The following is a 20363-nucleotide window of genomic DNA, read 5'->3' as shown; positions in this document are numbered from 1 at the left end:
CAGCCGTTGGCAACTAGTCGCCATGACTATTTCTTGCCGGGTGCGACATGATCGAGGCACCTCGGGGATTGATTACGTTGTCGCTGTGTTGACCGACGGCAATCGCTCATCCGGCGTATCCGCCCAGTTCATCCGTGTCGCCAGGGAGTTCCCGGACCGGGTGGCCCTGCGTTTCCTTTCCGGTGACGATACCGTCACCGAGCGAACGTACGCGCAACTGCTGGCCGAATGCGAACCCGTCGCGGCCGCCCTGGCCGCCCGCTTCTCCCCCGGCGACCGGGCCCTGCTCCTGCTGCCGCCGACCGGGCCGCAGTTCGTCGCCGCCTTCCTCGGCACCGTGCACGCCGGCCTCGTCGCGGTGCCGGTGCCGCTGCCGGCGTCCGGCCGGCTGAACCGTGCCGGCGACCGGCTCGCCGCCATCGTCGCCGACTGCGACCCGGCCGTCGCGCTGGTCGCCGACGCCACCGGCATCCCGGCCGGCACGCTGCCCGACGGGGTACGTGCCCTCGCGCTGGACGAGCTGCCGCCGGCCACCGCGACCGACCTGCCCGACCGCTCCCCCGACGACATCGCGTTCCTGCAGTACTCGTCGGGCTCGACCGGGACACCGAAGGCCGTCTGCAACACCCACGGCACGGTCCTGCACCAGGTCGGCCTGCTGACCGCGATGTGGGGAGCTCCGGAACCGGTCCACGTCGCCGGCTGGCTGCCGCTCTACCACGACATGGGCATGCTCCAGCAGGCGCTGCTGCCGCTGCTCACCGGCGGCACCACCACGATGATGAGCCCGGCCACCTTCGCCGCCGACCCGGGACGCTGGCTGCGCGCGGCCAGCACCTACCGGGCCAACTGGATCGCCGGGCCGGACTTCGGCTTCGCCCGGTGCGTCGAGGCCATTCCCGCCGACGAGGCCGCCACCCTCGACCTGTCCGCGATCCGGTACGTCGCCAACGGCGCCGAGCCGATCCGGGAGCAGACCGTACGCCGGTTCGCCGCGCACTTCGCCGCCGCCGGCCTGCCCGCCGAGGCGGTGACGCCCGCGTACGGGCTGGCCGAGGCGGTGCTCTGTGTGTCCAGCAGCCGGCGCCCGCGCGGCTTCCGGTCGGCCGACTTCGACCCGCGCGCGCTGGCCGAGGGCGTCGCCCGCGAGCCGGACGGCCCGGCCCGGCGGACGCTGGTGTCGTCCGGCAACTGGTTCCACGACCGCGAGGTGTCCATCGTGGACCCCCACACCGGCGCGGAACTGCCGGCGCGCGGCGTCGGCGAGATCTGGGTCGGCGGCCCCGGCCTGCCGACCGCGTACTGGGGCCGGCCGCAGGAGTCGGCCCGGACCTTCCAGGCGGTCCGCGCCGACGGACGCGGCCCCTGGCTGCGCACCGGCGACCTGGGCTTCCTCGACGAAGACGGCGAACTGTTCGTCTGCGGCCGGCTGCGCGACCTGATCATCGTGCACGGCGCCAACCACCACCCGAACGACCTGGAACGCACCGTCGAGCAGCGGGTCGACGCGGTCGCCGTCGGCGGGGCGTGCGCGGTGCAGCCCGACGACGGCGACGCGGTGCTGGTCTTCGCCGAGGTCGACCGGCACCTGCCCGACGCGGCGCTCGTAGAGATCGCCGCCGAGATCCGGGCCCAGATCCACGACCGGCACGAGATCGTGGTCGCCGAGGTGGCCCTGGTGCGCCGGATGGCGCTGCCGAAGACGACCTCCGGCAAGATCCGCCGGACCGCGACGGCGGCCGCCGACCGCGCCGGCCGGCTGCCGGTCCTCCACCGCGACGCCCTCACCACCGCCACCGACCCCGCCAACCCGGGCGCCCGCGCCACCGACGGCGCGGCCACCTCGTCCGTCGGCCCGGCAGGCTCCCCGGCCACCCAGGACCACCCGCCGGTCACCGCCAACGCCACACCGGCCGCCGACCCCGCCGGCACGCTCACCGTCGCGCACGAGACGCTGGGCGCGGTGCTGGGCCGCGACCGGGTGCCGATGGACACCGGCTTCGCCGAACTCGGGCTCGACTCCGTACGCGCCACCCGCTGGGCCGCCACCCTCGCCGACCGGACCGGCCGACCGGTCCCGGTGTCGATGCTCTTCCGGCATCCGACCCTGCGCCGGCTCGCCGCCGCGCTGGCCGGCGTCCCGGCCGCCCCCGCGGCACCGGTGCCGGCCACCGCGCCGCCCGGCACCGACGCGGTCGCGGTCGTCGGGGTCGGCGTACGCCTCGCCGGCGGCATCGACAGTCTCGACGCGCTCGGGGCGCTCCTGCACGCCGCCGGCAGCACGCTGCGCCCGCCGCCGCCGGCCCGGGCCGACGACGGTGTCCCGCTCACCCTGCCCGGCGGCTACCTCGACCGGGTCGACACCTTCGACGCGGAGTTCTTCGGCATCGGCGGCGCGCAGGCCCGGGCGATGGACCCGCAGCAGCGGCTGCTGCTCGAGGTCGCCTGGCACGCGGTCGAGGACGCCGGCCTGGCCGCCCACCGGCTGCGCGGCACCCGGACCGGCGTCTTCGTCGGCCAGGGGCACCACGACTACGCCAGCCTCCCGCTGCGGATCGGCCGGCCCGACCTGATCCGGGCGATGCACGCCACCGGCAGCAGCATGAGCGCCACCGCCGGTCGGATCGCCCACCACCTCGGGCTGCGCGGCCCGGCCCTCACCGTCGACACCGCCTGCTCCGCCTCGCTGGTGGCCATCGACACCGCCCTGCGGCACCTCGCCGACGGCACCTGCGACCTCGCCCTGGCCGGCGGGGTGAACCTCGCCCTGTCGCCGGAGACCGAGCGTGCCCTCGCCGACGCCGGCATGCTGTCGCCGGCCGGCCGCTGCGCGACCCTGTCCGCCGACGCCGACGGGTACGGCCGCGGCGAGGGCGCCGCCGTCCTGGTCCTCAAGCCGCTGGCCGCCGCCCGGCGTGACGGCGACCGGATCCTCGCCGTGCTGCGTGGCAGCGCCGTCGCCCAGGACGGCGCCTCGTCCGGGCTGACCGTGCCCGACCCGGGCGCCCAGGCGGACGTGATCCGCGCCGCGCTCGCCGCCGCCGGCCTCGGTGCCGGCGACGTCGACGCGGTCGAACTGCACGGCACCGGTACGCCGCTGGGCGACCCGGTGGAGATCAGCGGGCTCGCCGAGGTCTTCGCCGGCCGGGACCGGCCGCTGCTCGTCGGCTCGGTCAAGACCAACCTCGGCCACCTGGAGGCCGCGGCCGGTGTCGCCGGGGTGCTGCGGGCCATCGTCGCCCTGCGCGACCAGGTCTGGCCGGGCAGCCCGACGTTCACCGCCGCCAACCCGCGGCTCGCCGGCACCGGCCTGGACTACCGGTTCCCGGCCGGCACCGAGACGGTCGACCCGGACCGGCCGCTGCGCCGGGTCGGGGTCAGCTCGTTCGGGTTCACCGGGACCATCGCCCACCTGGTGGTGGAGGCCGCACCGGCACCGGGCACCGCCGCACCGGCCACCGACGCCGGGCCGGACCCGGCCGGCTGGGTTCCGCTCGCCGGTGCCGACCCCGACGCCGTACGCCTTCGGGCCGGCCGGCTCGCCGCCGCGCTGGAGGGGCTGGCCGCCGCCGACCGGGCCCGGCTGCTCGCCGGCTGGCGGCAGCGCCGCGACCACCTGCTGCCCTGGCGTGCCGTGCTCGACGCCACCGATCCGGCGACCCTGCCGGGGCGGCTCGCCAACCCGCCGGTGCCCGTACCGGCCCCGGCGCCGGGCCCGCTGGTGCTGCGGCTGCGCGACGGCGACCCGGTCGGCGCGCTGCTCGCCGGGCTGCGCCGCTGGCTGCCGGGTTGGGTCGCCCCGACCGGTGCCGGGCCCGACTGGCGGCAACTGCTCGACGTGCTGCACGCGCTGGGACTCGGCCCGGACCTGGTGCACGCCGACCCACGCTGGTACGCCGAGATCGGTGCCCACCCCGACGGCGTGCCGCCGCTGACCACCGAGGCACAGCCGGGGCTCGTGCTGGCCGTCGGCGCCGCTTCGTCCGATGTAGACGGCGTCGTGACGCTGGCGGTCGGCGACGGCGGGCGGGCCGGTGTCGCCGAGGCGTACCGGCGCGGCGCCCCGCTGGACTGGACCGTCTTCGACCCACCGGCCGGCGCCGACCCGCGCCTGCCGGCGTACCCGTTCACCGCGCACCGGCACTGGTATCCGGTGGAGCCGGCCGCCGCCGCGCCCGCCGCCGACCCGGCGGCACCGCTGACCCCGGACCGGATCCGGCACGACGTCGCCGAACTGATCGACCGTACGCCGGACAGCCTCGGCGCCGACGAGGACCTGGTCGCCGCCGGCCTCGACTCGGTACGCGTCATGGATCTGGCCGCCCGCTGGCGGCGGGCCGGCGCCGACGTGGCGTACGCCGACCTGCTCGCCCGCCCCACCCTGGCCGCCTGGTCACGGCGGCTGCTGGAGGCGCGCGACGAACCCGCCGCCGACCTTCCGGCCATCGTCGACGAGTACGCGCCGTTCGACCTCACCCCGGTCCAGCACGCGTACTGGGTCGGCCGCGACCCGGCCCAGCCGCTCGGCGGGGTCGGCTGCCACGTGTACGCCGAACTCGACGGCCACGGCCTCGACCCGGACCGGCTCGAACGGGCCGGGTACGCGCTGGCCGGCCGGCACGGCATGCTGCGGGCCCGGTTCGATGCCGACGGGCGGCAGCGGATCGCCGCCGAGGCCGCCTGGCCCGGGGTGACCGTGCACGACCTGCGCGACCTGCCGGCCGGTGACGCCGGGGCGGCCCTGCTGGCGGTCCGCGACCGGCTGTCGCACCGGCTGCTCGACGTCGCCGCCGGCGAGGTCTTCGACCTGCGGGTGTCGCTGCTGCCCGGTGGCGGCACCCGGCTGCACGTCAACCTCGACCTGCTGGTCGCCGACGCGGCCAGCATCCAGATCGTGCTCGCCGACCTGGCCGCGCTCTACCGCCGGCCGCAGGAGGCGCTGCCGGCGATCGGCACCAGCTTCGCCGCGTACCTGGCCACGTCCGGTGCCCGGGACCGGCGGCGGGACGAGGACCGCGGGTACTGGCGGGAGCGGCTGCCGGAGCTGCCGGCGCCGCCGCAGCTACCGCTGTCGGCGACGACGACCGACGGTGCGCCGCGCTTCGTCCGGCGGACCCGGCAGGTGTCGCCGGCGGCCTGGCGGTCGGTCGTCGGGCAGGCCCGGCGGCACGGCGTTACCCCGTCGATCGCGCTGGCGACCGCGTTCGCCGCCGTGCTCGGGGCGTGGAGCACCCAGCCACGGTTCCTGCTCAACCTGACCCTGTTCGACCGCGACGGCCGGCACCCGGACGTGGAACGGCTGGTCGCCGACTTCACCAGCCTGATCCTGCTCGACGTCGAGGTCGACCCGACGGCCGACTTCGCCGGGCGGGCCCGGACGGTCCAGGAGCGCTTCCGGGCCGACCTGGCGCACGCCGGCTACTCCGGCGTCGAGGTGCTGCGCGACCTGGCCCGCGAGCGGGGCCCGCAGGCGGCCAGCGCGCCGGTGGTGTTCACCAGCAACCTCGGCCGCGACCTGGTCGACGGCGACGTGCGCGACGCCTTCGGCGAGCTGGGCTGGACGGTGTCGCAGACCCCGCAGGTGTGGCTGGACCACCAGGTGATGGAGCACGCCGGTGGGGTGCTGCTCACCTGGGACGCGGTCGACGACCTCTTCCACGACGGGGTGCTGGACGCGATGTTCGGCGCGTACGGCCGCCTGGTGGACTGGCTGGCCGGCGCGGACTGGTCGGCGGTGCCGCCGACGCTGGTCCCCGACGACCAGTTGGCGGTGCGGGCGGTGGTGAACGCCACCGACCACCCCATCTCCGGAAAACTCCTGCACGACGGCCTCTTCCACCACGCCGCCACCCGCCCCGACCACCTCGCCGTCACCGGACCCGACGGCACCCTCACCTACCAACAACTCGCCCAACAAGCCCTCCACATCGCCGGCTGGCTCGTCCACCACCACAACATCCAACCCGGCCAACCCGTCGCCATCACCCTCCCCAAAGGCCCCCACCAAATCGCCGCCGTCCTCGGCACCCTCACCGCCGGCGCCACCTACGTCCCCATCAACCCCCACCACCCCCACCACCGCAAACAACAAATCCACACCACCGCCGGCATCACCACCACCCTCGACACCACCACCATCACCCAAGCCCTCCACCACCCCAACCCACTAACAAAACCCACACCCATCCCCGACACCACACCCGCCTACATCATCTTCACCAGCGGATCCACCGGACAACCAAAAGGCGTCCAACTCACCCACCGCGCCACCCAAAACACCATCGAAGACATCAACCACCGCTACCAAACCACCCCCAACGACAACACCATCCAAATCAGCCAACTCGACTTCGACCTATCCGTCTACGACATCCTCGGCACCCTCACCGCCGGCGCCACCATCACCACCACCCCCGAAAACCAACACCCCGACCCCCACACCTGGGCCCACCTCATCCACCACCACAAAGTCACCATCTGGAACACCGTCCCCACCCTCCTCGACATCCTCCTCACCACCGCCCAACCCCACCAACTCACCACCCTCCGCCTCGCCCTCACCAGCGGCGACTGGATCCCCCTCGACCAACACCACCGCCTCACCACCAAAAACCCCAACACCCAACACATCGCCCTCGGCGGCGCCACCGAAGCCGCCATCTGGTCCAACCACCACCACATCACCCACATCCCCACCCACTGGACCTCCATCCCCTACGGCACCCCACTACGCAACCAGACCTACCGAATCACCGACCCACACGGAAACGACCGACCCAACTGGGTCCCCGGCGAACTCTGGATCGGCGGACAAGGACTCGCCACCGGCTACACAAACGACCCCGAACGCACCAACACCCAATTCCCCACCCACCACAACCAACGCTGGTACCGCACCGGAGACCAAGGCCGCTACTGGCCCGACGGCACCATCGAATTCCTCGGCCGCACCGACCACCAAATCAAACTCAACGGCCACCGCATCGAACTCGGCGACATCGAAACCCACCTCCACACCCACCCCCACATCCACCACGCCATCGCCACCACCACCAACCAACAACTCACCGCAGCGGTCACGGTCGACGACCCGGTGCCCGCGTCCGCCGGGGCCGCCGTCACCGCCGTGGGCGAGGTGCTGCTCGCCGTACCGCGGCCGTCCACCGTGGCCGGTGACACCGGCGCGGTCGAGACGGCGCTGACCGAACAGGGCCTGGTCCGGCTGCTCGACCTGCTCGACCCCGACGCCTTCGGCGCGCGCACGCCGGTCGGGCCGGCGCTGGAGCGGTGGCGGATCGCCACGCCGATGCGCCCGCTGGTGCGGCGCTGGCTGGACTGGCTGGCCGACCGGGAGGTGCTGGCCGGCGCCGGGGACGGGTACGCCGCCGGTCCGCGGCTGGCCGCCGTACGCGCCGCCGCCGACACCGCCGGGCCGGAAAACGCCTCCGAGGGCGCCGCCGCGACCGGCGGCCGCGCACTGGCCGGCGTCGCCGACCGGCTGCGCGCCACCACCGGACGCCTGCTGGCGATCGTGCGGGGCGAACAGGAGGCGGCCGTACTGCTCGACGACCCGGTGCTCGCCCCGGAGGCGCTGGTCGACGCCCAACCGGCGACGGCCGCCGCGCTGGCCGCTCTCGCCGACCGGCTGGCCGCCGCCGCGGACCGGCTCGACCGGCCGCTGCGCGTCGCCGAGTTCGGCGGGCGCGGCGGGCGGACCGCCGCCCGGCTGCTCGCCGGCCTCGACCCGGCCCGCGTCGAGTACACCCTGTTCGACTCCTCCGCCGGACTGCTCGCCACCGCCCGCGAACACCTCGCCGGCCTGCCGCACCCGGTACGGCTGCACCGGCTCACCGGCACCGTCGACGAGTCGGCCCTGCACCGGTTCGACGTGGTCGTCGCCAACAACTCGCTGCACCGCGAGGCCGACCCGGCCGCGGCGCTGGCCACCGTGCGGCTGCTGCTGGCCCCCGGCGGCGTACTGGTCGCCCTGGAGGCGGCCACCCTGTCACCGCTGGCGCTGGTCACCGTCGCCGTACCCGAGCGGGGGTTCGCCGACCTCGACGGCATCCGGCGCGGGCAGCGTGATCCGCTGCTGTCCGCCGACCGGTGGCGCGACCTGCTCGCCGACGCCGGGTTCGCCCTGCCGGCGGAGGCCGGCACCGACCAGGGGAACCTGTGGCTGACCGCCGCCCGTCCCGCCGACGCGCCCGCCGTCGACCTGGCCGAGGTACGCCGCTGGCTCGCCGAACGGCTGCCGGCGTACCTGGTGCCGGCGCGGCTCGCGGCACTGCACCGGCTGCCGCTGTCGGCGAACGGCAAGGTGGACCGGGCCGCGGTACGCGACCTGCTCGCCGACGCCGCGCCGGACACGGCCGGCCCGAGCGACGCCCCGGGCACCCCGGCCGAGCGGCTGCTCGCCGGCATCTGGAGCGAGTTGCTGGACGCCCCGGTCGGCCGGGACAGCGACTTCTTCCGGCTCGGCGGCGACAGCCTGCTCGCCACCCGGATGATGGCCCGGCTGCAGGCGGCCGGCGTGACCGGCGCCCGGCTGCCGGCCCTGTTCGCCGCCTCCCGGCTGGCCGACTTCGCCGCCACCCTCGAAGTGGCCGCCCCGGCGGAACGGCCGGCGGGCGCCCCGGAACCGGCGGCGGCGCTGGCCGCCGACGACGACGGCCGCCACGAGCCGTTCGAGCCGACCGACGTGCAGCGGGCCTACCTCTTCGGCCGCGGCGACCAGTTCGCGCTCGGCGGGGTCGGCACCCACTACTACACCGAGTTCGACGGCGTGGACGTCGACCTGGTACGGCTCGAGGAGGCGCTGGCCCGGCTGGTCGACCGGCACGACATGCTCCGGGTCGTCTTCGACGCCGACGGGCGGCAGCGGGTGCTGCGCGACGTACCCCGGCTCACGATCCCGGTGACCGACGGTGCCGGCGACGGCGGCGAGGCGCTGGCCGGGCTACGCGCCGACATGTCGCACCAGGTCCTCGACCCGGCCCGGTGGCCGCTGTTCGACCTGCGGGCCGTCCGGTACGGCGACCGGCGTACCCGGCTCGGGCTGAGCCTGGACAACCTGGTCCTCGACGGGCTGAGCATGCGGATCTTCTACACCGAGCTGGCCACCCTGTACGACGACCCGGACGCGGTGCTGCCGTCGGTCGGGGTGTCGTTCCGCGACTACCTGCTGGGCGCCGGGCCGAGCGCCGAGCAGGTCGCCCGGTCCCAGGACTACTGGCGCAACCGGGTCGTCGACCTGCCGCCCCCGCCGCAACTGCCGCTGCGGACCGACCCGGAGACGGTCACCCCGCGTTTCGTACGCCGGGAGGCGGCACTGTCGGCGGCGGACTGGCGTACGGTCACCGACCGGGCCCGCGAGTACGGGCTGACCCCGTCGGCGGTCCTGCTGACCTGCTACGCCGAGGTGCTCGCCGCGTGGAGCGCGAGCACCGAGCTGACCATCAACCTGACCCTGTTCGACCGGCGGGACGTGCACCCCGACATCAACCACGTGCTGGGTGACTTCACCTCGCTGCTGCTGTTGGCCAGCCGGCCGCGGCCGGGGCAGGGCTTCCTGGACCGGGCCCGCCGGTTGCAGGAGCAGATGTGGCGCGACCTGGAGCACCGGGACGTCTCCGCGGTCTGGGTGCTGCGCGAGCTCGGCCGGCTGGACGGCACCGGCCGGGCGAGCATGCCGGTGGTGTTCACCAGCGCGCTCGGCGTCGCCGACGAGGTCGCCGACCACACGCCGCGCCGGTTCCCCGAACGGGTCTGGGGCATCTCGCAGACGCCGCAGGTGTGGCTGGACCACCAGGTCTACGAGGACCACGGCGGGATCCGGTTCAGCTGGGACGCGGTGGAGGAACTCTTCCACGACGACGTGCTCGACGACATGTTCCGCGCCTATCGCGGGGTGCTGGCCCGGCTGGTCTTCGCCGACTGGACGGAGCCGACGCCGGGCCTGGCCCCGGCCAGTCACCTGGCGGTGCGGGCGGTGGTGAACGCCACCGACCACCCCATCTCCGGAAAACTCCTGCACGACGGCCTCTTCCACCACGCCGCCACCCGCCCCGACCACCTCGCCGTCACCGGACCCGACGGCACCCTCACCTACCAACAACTCGCCCAACAAGCCCTCCACATCGCCGGCTGGCTCGTCCACCACCACAACATCCAACCCGGCCAACCCGTCGCCATCACCCTCCCCAAAGGCCCCCACCAAATCGCCGCCGTCCTCGGCACCCTCACCGCCGGCGCCACCTACGTCCCCATCAACCCCCACCACCCCCACCACCGCAAACAACAAATCCACACCACCGCCGGCATCACCACCACCCTCGACACCACCACCATCACCCAAGCCCTCCACCACCCCAACCCACTAACAAAACCCACACCCATCCCCGACACCACACCCGCCTACATCATCTTCACCAGCGGATCCACCGGACAACCAAAAGGCGTCCAACTCACCCACCGCGCCACCCAAAACACCATCGAAGACATCAACCACCGCTACCAAACCACCCCCAACGACAACACCATCCAAATCAGCCAACTCGACTTCGACCTATCCGTCTACGACATCCTCGGCACCCTCACCGCCGGCGCCACCATCACCACCACCCCCGAAAACCAACACCCCGACCCCCACACCTGGGCCCACCTCATCCACCACCACAAAGTCACCATCTGGAACACCGTCCCCACCCTCCTCGACATCCTCCTCACCACCGCCCAACCCCACCAACTCACCACCCTCCGCCTCGCCCTCACCAGCGGCGACTGGATCCCCTCGACCAACACCACCGCCTCACCACCAAAAACCCCAACACCCAACACATCGCCCTCGGCGGCGCCACCGAAGCCGCCATCTGGTCCAACCACCACCACATCACCCACATCCCCACCCACTGGACCTCCATCCCCTACGGCACCCCACTACGCAACCAGACCTACCGAATCACCGACCCACACGGAAACGACCGACCCAACTGGGTCCCCGGCGAACTCTGGATCGGCGGACAAGGACTCGCCACCGGCTACACAAACGACCCCGAACGCACCAACACCCAATTCCCCACCCACCACAACCAACGCTGGTACCGCACCGGAGACCAAGGCCGCTACTGGCCCGACGGCACCATCGAATTCCTCGGCCGCACCGACCACCAAATCAAACTCAACGGCCACCGCATCGAACTCGGCGACATCGAAACCCACCTCCACACCCACCCCCACATCCACCACGCCATCGCCACCACCACCAACCAACAACTCACCGCAGCGGTCGTACCGAAGGAACCCGATCTCGACCCCGACGAGATCCGGGCCTACCTGGCGCGGCGACTGCCGGCCTACCTGGTGCCGGACCGGATCGTCGTGCTCGACGCCCTGCCGCTGACCCCGAACGGCAAGGTCGACCGGGCCGCCGTGGCCCGGCTCGCCCGGGTCGACGCCACCGGTGCCGACCAGGACCCGCCCCGCGGGCCGGTGGAGACCGAACTGGCCCGAATGTGGTCGGAACTGCTCGACCTGCCCTCGGTCGGCCGGCAGCAGAGCTTCTTCGCCCTGGGCGGCAGCTCGCTGACGGCGACCGGCCTGGTCGAGGAGATCCGGCGCCGCTTCGCCGTACGGCTGTCGCTGCGCGAGCTGTACGCGTCACCGACCATCGCCGGCCTGGCCGACCTCATCGACGAAGAGGTCGTCGCGGAACTCGAAGAAGGAACGCTGTGAACAACGACCCCGACATCCGTGCCCTGGTCATCGAACTGGAACGGGCCGGCGTGCAGCTCTGGGCCGAGGACGGCAGGCTGCGCTTCCGGGCGCCGAAGGGCGCGCTGAGCGCCGAGCGGATGACACAGCTCCGGGAGCACCGGGAAGCGCTGATGCGGCACTTCGACGGCACCGCCGGCGGGCTGGTCACCGACCCCGCGAACCGGCACGAGCCGTTCCCGCTCACCGACGTGCAGTCGGCGTACCTGCTCGGCCGGCACGACGCGTTCGCGTACGGCGGGGTCGCCTGCCACGGCTACTTCGAGGTGGCGTTCACCGGGCTCGACCCGGACCGGCTGGAACGTGCCTGGCAGCGGCTCGTCGACCGGCACGAGATGCTGCGCGCGGTCGTCGACGCCGACGGGCACCAGCAGATCCTGCCCGGGCCGCAGACGTACCGGGTCGACGTCACCGACCTGGGCGGCGCGGACCCGGACACGGTCGCGGCGGCCCGGGCGGCGGTCCGCGCCGAGCTGTCCCACAAGGTGTACGACCCGCGCACCTGGCCGATGTTCGGGCTGCGGGTCACCCGCGCCGACGACCGCGACCTGCTGCACTTCTCGATCGACCTGCTGATCGCCGACTACGCCAGCATCCAGTTGCTGATCGCCGAACTCGACCAGCTCTACCTGGACCCGAACGCGGCGCTGCCGCCGCTGGACATCAGCTTCCGGGACTACCTGCTGACCGAGCGGACGACCCGCGACTCGGCGGGCTACGAGGCGGACCGGGCCTGGTGGGACGCCCGGCTGGATGACCTGCCGGCCGGCCCGGAGCTGCCCACGGTCGCCGCGCCGGCCGCCGGGGCGCCCCGGTTCCGGCGCTGGCAGACCGCCCTGGACCCGGCGCGCTGGGCGGCGCTGCGCGACCTCGCCGCCGGCCGCAAGCTGACCCCGACCGGGGCGCTGCTGGCCGCGTACGCGGAGGTGATCGGGGCGTGGAGCCGACGGTCCCGGTTCACGCTGAACCTGACCCTGCTCAACCGCCCGCCGTCGCACCCGCAGATCGCCCGACTGGTCGGCGACTTCACCTCGGTGACCCTGCTGACCGCCGGCCCCGACCCGGACGAGCCGGCGGCCACCCGCTTCGCCGACCGGGCCACCGGTCTGCAACGGCGGCTGTGGGAGAACATCGACCACCGGCGGTTCTCCGGGGTCGAGGTGCTGCGTGCGCTCGGCCGGCGCCGCGGCCCGGACGCGGCCCTGATGCCGGTGGTGTTCACCAGCACGGTCGGGCTGACCGAGGGCGGCACCGGCACCGGGTTCACCGGCACCGGCGAGCTGGTGTTCGGGGTCAGCCAGACCCCGCAGGTGTGGATCGACTGCCAGGTGATGGAACACCACGGCGAGCTGCGGATCAGTTGGGACGTACGCGAGGGGGTGTTCCCCGACGGGCTCGTCGACGCGATGTTCGAGGCGTACGCCGACCTGGTCGGGCGGCTCGCGGACGGGTCGGCGGCCTGGGACCAGGTCGGGCCGGTGCCGCTGCCGGCCGCGCAGGCGCTGCGCCGGGCCGCGGTCAACGACACCGCCGCCGACCTGCCGGTGGGGCTGCTGCACGAGCCGGTGTTCGCCCAGGCGGCCCGTACGCCGCAGCGGGTGGCGGTGGTCGCGGACGGCCGGGCGCTGACGTACGCCGAGCTGGCCGGCCGGGCCGCGGAGGTGGCCGGGTGGCTGCGGTCCGCCGGGTGCCGGCCGGCGGATCCGGTGGCGGTCGTCATGGACAAGGGCTGGGAGCAGGTCGTCGGGGTGCTCGGCGTGCTGCTGGCCGGCGGCGTCTACGTGCCGGTGGACACCAACCAGCCGCCGGCGCGGCGGGACCTGATGCTGTCGACCGCCGGGATCCGGCTGGTGCTGACGCAGTCGTGGCTGGACCGTCCGGACGCCAAGACGCTCGACGTCGACACGCTTTCCGGCGGGCCGGCACCGGAGGCCGCCGACGTGGTCCCGGCCGGGGTCGGCCGCGACGACGCGGCGTACGTCATCTTCACCTCCGGCTCGACCGGCACGCCGAAGGGGGTGGTGGTCAGCCACGCCGCGGCGGCGAACACGGTCGCCGACGTCAACGCCCGGTTCGGGGTCGGCGCCGACGACCGGGTCCTCGGTCTGGCCAGTCTCGGCTTCGACCTGTCGGTGTACGACATCTTCGGCCCGCTGGCCGCCGGCGGGGCGGTGGTGCTGCCGGCCGCGGACCGGCGCGGCGACCCGTCGCACTGGGCGGAGCTGGTCGCCACCCGTGGGGTCACGGTCTGGAACTCGGTGCCGGCGCAGTTGCAGATGCTGCACGACTACCTGGCCGGGGCGCCGGACGGCGAGGGGCGTCCGGCGGTGACCGGGCTGCGGCTGGCGCTGCTGTCCGGTGACTGGATCCCGGTCGCGCTGCCGGACGCGGTCCGCCGGCAGGTGCCCGGACTGCGGGTGGTCAGCCTCGGCGGGGCGACGGAGGCGGCGATCTGGTCGATCCACCACCCGGTCGAGGCCGTCGACCCGGCGTGGCCGAGCATCCCGTACGGCCGGCCGCTGGCCAACCAGAGCTTCCACGTGCTCGACGGGGCGATGCGGCCCCGGCCGGACTGGGTCCCCGGCGAGCTGTACATCGGTGGTGCCGGGCTGGCGCTGGGCTATCTCGGCGACCCGGCGCGCACCGCCGAGCGGTTCGTCACCGATCCGGTGACCGGGCAGCGGCTCTACCGCACCGGCGACATCGGCCGCTACCACCCGGACGGGACGATCGAGTTCCTCGGCCGGGAGGACTCCCAGGTCAAGATCAAGGGGCACCGGATCGAACTCGCCGAGGTCGACGCGGCCCTGTCGACGTACCCGGCGATCGGGGCGGCGGCGACCGTCGTCGACGGCACCGGGCCGCTCGACCGGCGGCTGGTCGCCTTCGCCGAGCCCCGGCACCGGCCCGCGCCGCCGGAGGTGGCGGAGGCGACCGCCCGGGTCGCCGACGCGGCCGGCCGGGCGGCCGGCGCGCTGGCCCGCGAGGTCGACGGTACGGCGGTCCGGCAGGTCGTCGAGGCGCTGGACCGGGCGGCGCTGCACGCGATGCGGGACGCGCTGCGCCGGGCCGGCGACCTGTTCACCGACCCGGCGGCGGTGCACGGGCTGGCCGACGTGCTGGCGGCGGCCCGGGTCGCGCCCCGGCACCACCGGCTGGTCCGCCGGTGGCTGGCGGCGCTGACCGCGCACGGGCTGCTGGACGCCGTGCCGGGCGGCTGGCGGCTCGGTACGGCCGGGGCGGCGCCCGCCGGCGGCGAGGCGCCGGACTGGGACCGGATCGAGGCGCTGGCGACCGCGCACGGCCACGGCGCCGAGCTGATCCGCTACCTGCGCACCAGTGCCCGGCACCTGCCCGAGCTGCTGCGCGACGAACTCGACCCGCTGGCCCTGCTGTTCCCCGAGGGCAACCTGGACGTGGCCCAGGCCGCCTACCGGGACAACCTGATCAGCCGGTACGTCAACACCGGGCTGGCCGCCGCGCTGCGGGCGGTCGCCGCCGCGCAGCCGGCCGGGCGGCCGCTGTCGGTGCTGGAGATCGGCGCCGGGGTCGGCGGCACCACCAGCGACCTGATCGACGCCGTCGACGGGCACCTGGTCGACTACCTGTTCACCGACGTGTCGCCGTTCTTCCTCGCCGAGGCGCGGACCCGGTTCGCCGACCACCCGTGGCTGCGGTACGGCCTGTTCGACCTCAACGCCGACCCGCGCGACCAGGGCTACGAGCCGCACTCGTTCGACGTGCTGGTCTGCGCGAACGTGCTGCACAACTCCACCCACGCCGGTGAGGTGCTGGAGCGGATCACCGAACTGGTCCGGCCCGGCGGCTGGCTGCTGTTCATCGAGGCGACCCGGGACAACTACCCGCTGATGGCGTCGATGGAGTTCAAGGAGGGGCTGACCGACTTCACCGACGAGCGGGCCGCCGCCGACCGGACATTCCACACCGGACAGTCGTGGCGGGACCTGGTCGCCGGGATCGACGCCGAGCTGGCGTTCTGCCTGCCCGCCGACGACGAGCCGCTGTCCGCGGTCGGCCAGCACGCGTTCGGCGTACGGGTCAAGCCGCACCGCGACCCGGTCGACCCGGACGGCCTGGACGCCCACCTGCGGGCCCGGCTGCCCGGCTACATGCTGCCGGCCCGGGTCTGCACCGTCGACGCGCTGCCGCTGACCGGCAACGGCAAGGTCGACCGGGCGGCGCTGGCCGGCCGGCTGGCGGCCCCGGCCCGGTCCGGCGGCGACGACGGCCCGCTCGACGAGCCGCGCACCGACCTGGAGCGGCGGCTCGCCGACCTGTGGGCCGAGCTGCTCGGCACCGCGCGGATCGGGCGGGACGTCGACTTCTACACCCTGGGCGGCGACTCGCTGCTGCTGTCCAAGCTGGTCGGGATGGTCCGCGACCGGGTGCCGGAGGCCGCCGGTCACACCTGGGACCAGCTCCTGCGGCAGATGCTGCGGACCCCGACGGTCGGCGGTCTCGCGGACTGGCTCGGCGCGGCCGACGGCTCCGGGCCGGTGACCGCCACCGACCGGCAGTCGCCGCTGGTGCCGCTGGCCGCCGGCACCGACGCCGACGCGCCGGTCCGGGTCCTGGTCCACGACGGCAGCGGCACGCTGGCGCCGTACCGGGCCGTGGTGCCGCTGCTGCCCGGCCCGGGCGCGGTGTACGGGCTGGCGATCGCCGACATCGAGAGCTACCTGCGGCACGACCCGGCATCCCTGATCGGCCGGCTCGCCGGGGAGTACCGGCAGGCGCTGGCGGCGACCGGCCGGACCCGGTTCGAGGTGATCGGCTACTGCCTCGGTGGCCTGCTCGCCACCGAACTGGCCCGGCAGCTCACCGAGAGCGGGGCGGAGGTGACCGGGTTGCGGGTGGTCAGCAGCTACCGGGTTCCGTACACCGTCGAGGACGACCTGGTCGCCGAATGGGCCTTCGCGCAGCTCATCGGCGTCGACCCGGCGGTGCTCGGCTATCCCGACGACGAGACCGTGCTGGCCCGGGCGCTGTCGACGGTGCTCGCCGCGACGCCGGGCCGGATTCCGACGGGCGCGTTCGCGGCGCTGGACGGCGATCCGGCGCTGCGGTCGGTCGGTTCCCGGTTCCGCCAGCTCGCCGGCCGCTCCCCCGCCGACCGGCTCGCCGCGCTGGCCGCGGCGGCGCCGAACGGACCCGACGGCGACGAACCGCTCGGCACCGTCGGCACCGCCGCCCGGGTGTTCCGGCAGAGCCTCGACGCGGCCAGCCGGCACCGCGCCGACCCGTACGCCGGGGACATCACGTTCCTGCGCCAGAACAGCGAGATCCACTTCCTGCCCGGGCTGGGTGCCGACATGACCGCGTACTGGCACGACATCTGCCTCGGCGAGCTGCGGGTCGTCGACATCCCCGGCGACCACTTCACCTGCCTGCAACCGCCGTACGCGGCGCGGGCCGCCACCCAGCTCGGCGGGACGGTGGCGCCGTGCTGACCGTCGGGGTGCTCGGCGCGAGCGGGGCGGTCGGCCGGCAGGTCGCGCACGCCCTGGCCGGGGCCGGGGTCACGGTCCGGCTGGGCGCCCGCGCCGGGGTGCCCGACGCGCCGGCCGGGGCCGAGGTGGTGGCCGTCGACGTCACCGCCCCGGCGGCGCTGCGCGCCTTCTGCGCCGGCTGCCACCTGGTGGTCAACTGTGCCGGGCCGTCGTACCGGCTCAGCCCGCGGGTCGCCGCCGCCGCGGTCGCCGCCGGTGCGGCGTACGTCGACGCCGGTGGCGACGACCTGCTGCGCGACCGACTGTCGTTCGCCCCGGTGCCGGTGGTGCTCGGCGCCGGGCAGAGCCCCGGCCTGTCCGGGCTGCTGCCGCGCTGGCTGCGGGGCACCGACGGCGGGCCGGTCGGATCGCTGCGGGCCTGGTTCGGCGGCCTCGACCGGTTCAGCCCGGCGGCCGCCGCCGACATGGTGGCCAGCCTGCACGACGGCTACGGCGAGGCGATGGCCGGCTGGCGGGACGGGGCGGCGGCGCCGCGTACGGTCGAGCCGCTGCTCGACGTGAGCCTGCCGCCGTTCCCCGGCCGGGTGACGGCGTACCCGTTCCTGACCGGCGAGGCCCGCCGGCTCGCCGTCGAACTCGGCGTACGCGACGGCGCGTGGTTCAACGTCTTCGCCGGCCGGCAGACCCTGGCGGTGCTCAACCGGCTGCGGGCCGGGACGGTCGGCGACCCCGCCGGGTCCGACGCGGCCGGCCGGCTGGTCCGGGCCGCCGAGGTCGACCTGGCCGGGCAGCGCCCCTACCAGCTGATGGTCGTCGAGATCACCGACGACCGGGGGGCGCGGACGCTGACCCTGCGCGCCGACGACGGCTACCGGCTCACCGCGACGGTCGCGGTCGAGGCCGCCGCGGCGGTGCTGGCCGGCACCGTACCGCCGGGTGCGTGGCTCGCCGCCGACCTGCTGGACCCGGCGGTGGTGGTGGAGCGGCTGCGCCGCGACGCGGCGTGCACCGTGTTCGAGGTGACCGACGGGCCGCGCGCCGCGGCGGTCGAGGAGGGAGTGCTGTGACCCGGCGGCTGCGGTTCGTGGTGTGCGGCACCACCTTCGGACGGGTCCACCTGGCCGCCCTGCGCGACGGCCCCGCGTGGGGCGAACTGGTCGGGGTGCTGGCCCGGGGCAGCGCCCGCTCGGCGGCCTGCGCGCGGGAGTACGGCGTGCCGCTGTACACGTCGGTCGACGAGTTGCCGGACGCCGTCGACGCGGCCTGCGTGGCGGTCCGGGCCGGGGTGGCCGGCGGTACCGGCAGTGAACTCGCCGCCGCCCTGCTCGACCGGGGCGTCCACGTGCTCCAGGAGCACCCGGTGCACCACGACGAACTCGCCGACTGCCTGCGGCGGGCCCGCCGCAACAAGGTGCTGTACCGGCTGAACGACCACTATCCGCAGCTCGCCCCGGTCCGGGCGTTCCTGCGGGCCGCGGCGGTGCTGCGCCGGCACGGCCCGCCCCGGTACGTCGAGGCGGCCACCAGCATCCAGGTCGCGTTCGCCCTGGTCGACATCCTGTCCCGGGCCCTGCCGGCGATGCGGCCGTGGGCGGTGGCCGAGCCGGCGGCGTGGCCGGAGCAGATGACCGGTCTGCTCGACGCGGCCCCGCCGCTGCGCGGGGTCGACGCGGTGCTCGGCGGGGTGCCGGTCGGCATCCGGGTGCACAACCAGCTCGACCCACACGACCCGGACAACCACGCCCACCTGATGCACCGGATCTCGGTCACCACCGACGCCGGGACGCTGACCCTGGCCGACACGCACGGGCCGGTGCTGTGGAGCCCCCGGCTGCACGTGACCGGCGCGGGCGCGAACGGCGACGGTCCGGCCGACGGCGCCGGCCCGGCCGGTGACCCGTACCTGGCCCGGCCGAGCACGGCGGTGCTGCCGGGCACCGAGCCGGTCGACTACGCCGACGTGCTGCGTGACCTGTGGCCGGCGGCGATGGCCCGCACGATGGCGGAGTTCGCGGCCGCGGTCACCGCCGGCGAGGACCCGATGCGGCTCGGGCAGTCGCACCTGACGGTGTGCCGGGTGTGGCAGGAACTGACCGGCCGGCTGGGGCAGCCGGAGCTGATCGTGGGCAGCCCGCCGCCACCGGTCGGCGTCGCCGACCTGACCGGCCTCGACCCGGCCGACGGGCCGGCCCCGGGCGACGGACCGGTCCCGATCTGCGCACCGGCCCCGGTCGGCGCGGCGACCGGTCCGGCCGGCGCGGGCGCCGGGGCCGGCGCGGCGGTCCCGAGGCAGCGGGGCACGGAGCCGGCGGTGGCCCGGTGAGGGCGGCCACGGCCGGCGACACGACCTGGCTGCGGCGGTACCGGCCGGTCCCGCACGCCGAGACGCGCCTGGTCTGCCTGCCGCACGCCGGCGGCGGCGCAAGCTCGTTCCGGCGCTGGCCGGCCCGGCTGCCGGCGCACCTGGAACTGCACGCGGTGCAGTACCCCGGCCGCGAGGACCGGCTCACCGACAGTTGCGTCACCGACTTCGCCCGGCTCGCCGACCTGGTCACCGACGCGCTCACCCCGTTGCTCGACCGACCCCTGGCGCTTTTCGGGCACAGCATGGGCGCGGCGCTGGGCTACGAGGTCGCCGCACGGCTGGCCCGGCGCGGCTTCACCCCGGCGCACCTGTTCGTCTCCGGCCTGCCCGCGCCGTGCCACCACCGGCCGGGCACCGTGCACCTCGGCGACGACGAGGCGCTGGTCGCCGAACTGCGCCGGCTCGGCGGCACCGACGACCGGGCGCTGGACGACCCCGAACTGCGCGCGGTCGTGCTGCCGTCGGTACGCGCCGACTACCGGGCCTTCGAGACGCACCGGCCGGCGCTGGTGCCGCCGCTGGGCTGCCCGGTGACCGGGCTGGTCGGGGTGGCCGACCCCACCGCGTCACCGGCCGAGGTGCGGGACTGGGCGCACCACACCCGGGCCGCCTTCGCACTGCGTACGTATCCCGGGGCGCACTTCTACCTGGACGACGTCCACGAGACGGTGGTCGCCGACGTGGTGGCCGCGCTCGGCCCGGCCCGCCGGGTCAGCGACCTGCCCTGACCAGCCGTCCGATGTCCACTGTCGTGA

Annotated in this window: 5 protein-coding genes and 2 pseudogenes; all 7 read left to right on the top strand. The window is 74.9% G+C overall.

Annotated features, from left to right (window positions below; translation table 11 throughout):
- Positions 1-22: 22 nt before the first annotated feature.
- Positions 23-10786 (top strand): annotated as a pseudogene (locus QCD66_RS17440) (amino acid adenylation domain-containing protein); the annotation flags it as partial.
- A pseudogene (locus QCD66_RS17435) lies at positions 10690-11355 on the top strand (AMP-binding protein); the annotation flags it as partial. The pseudogenes QCD66_RS17440 and QCD66_RS17435, both read left to right, overlap by 97 nt.
- A 6-nt stretch (positions 11356-11361) precedes the next feature.
- Positions 11362-11733 carry a phosphopantetheine-binding protein gene (locus QCD66_RS17430; protein WP_407567251.1) on the top strand — a complete coding sequence of 124 codons (372 nt, stop codon included), beginning with the start codon at positions 11362-11364 and terminating at the stop codon, positions 11731-11733.
- On the top strand, positions 11730-17243 hold the full coding sequence (locus QCD66_RS17425) for an amino acid adenylation domain-containing protein (protein WP_407567207.1): 5514 nt from the start codon (positions 11730-11732) through the stop codon (positions 17241-17243). The genes QCD66_RS17430 and QCD66_RS17425 overlap by 4 nt, the downstream gene beginning before the upstream one ends.
- Positions 17237-18310 carry a saccharopine dehydrogenase NADP-binding domain-containing protein gene (locus QCD66_RS17420; RefSeq protein ID WP_375737262.1) on the top strand — a complete coding sequence of 358 codons (1074 nt, stop codon included), beginning with the start codon at positions 17237-17239 and terminating at the stop codon, positions 18308-18310. Before QCD66_RS17425 ends, QCD66_RS17420 begins: the two co-directional genes overlap by 7 nt.
- On the top strand, positions 18307-19566 hold the full coding sequence (locus QCD66_RS17415) for a Gfo/Idh/MocA family oxidoreductase (RefSeq protein WP_407567206.1): 1260 nt from the start codon (positions 18307-18309) through the stop codon (positions 19564-19566). Before QCD66_RS17420 ends, QCD66_RS17415 begins: the two co-directional genes overlap by 4 nt.
- Positions 19563-20336, top strand: a complete 774-nt coding sequence (locus QCD66_RS17410) for a thioesterase II family protein (protein WP_407567205.1) — start codon at positions 19563-19565, stop codon at positions 20334-20336. The genes QCD66_RS17415 and QCD66_RS17410 overlap by 4 nt, the downstream gene beginning before the upstream one ends.
- The last annotated feature ends 27 nt before the right edge of the window (positions 20337-20363 follow it).

It is taken from the genome of Polymorphospora sp. A560 (genome assembly GCF_045781765.1).
Lineage (GTDB): Bacteria > Actinomycetota > Actinomycetes > Mycobacteriales > Micromonosporaceae > Polymorphospora > Polymorphospora lycopeni.
This window is presented reverse-complemented; position numbering and strand designations above follow the sequence as displayed.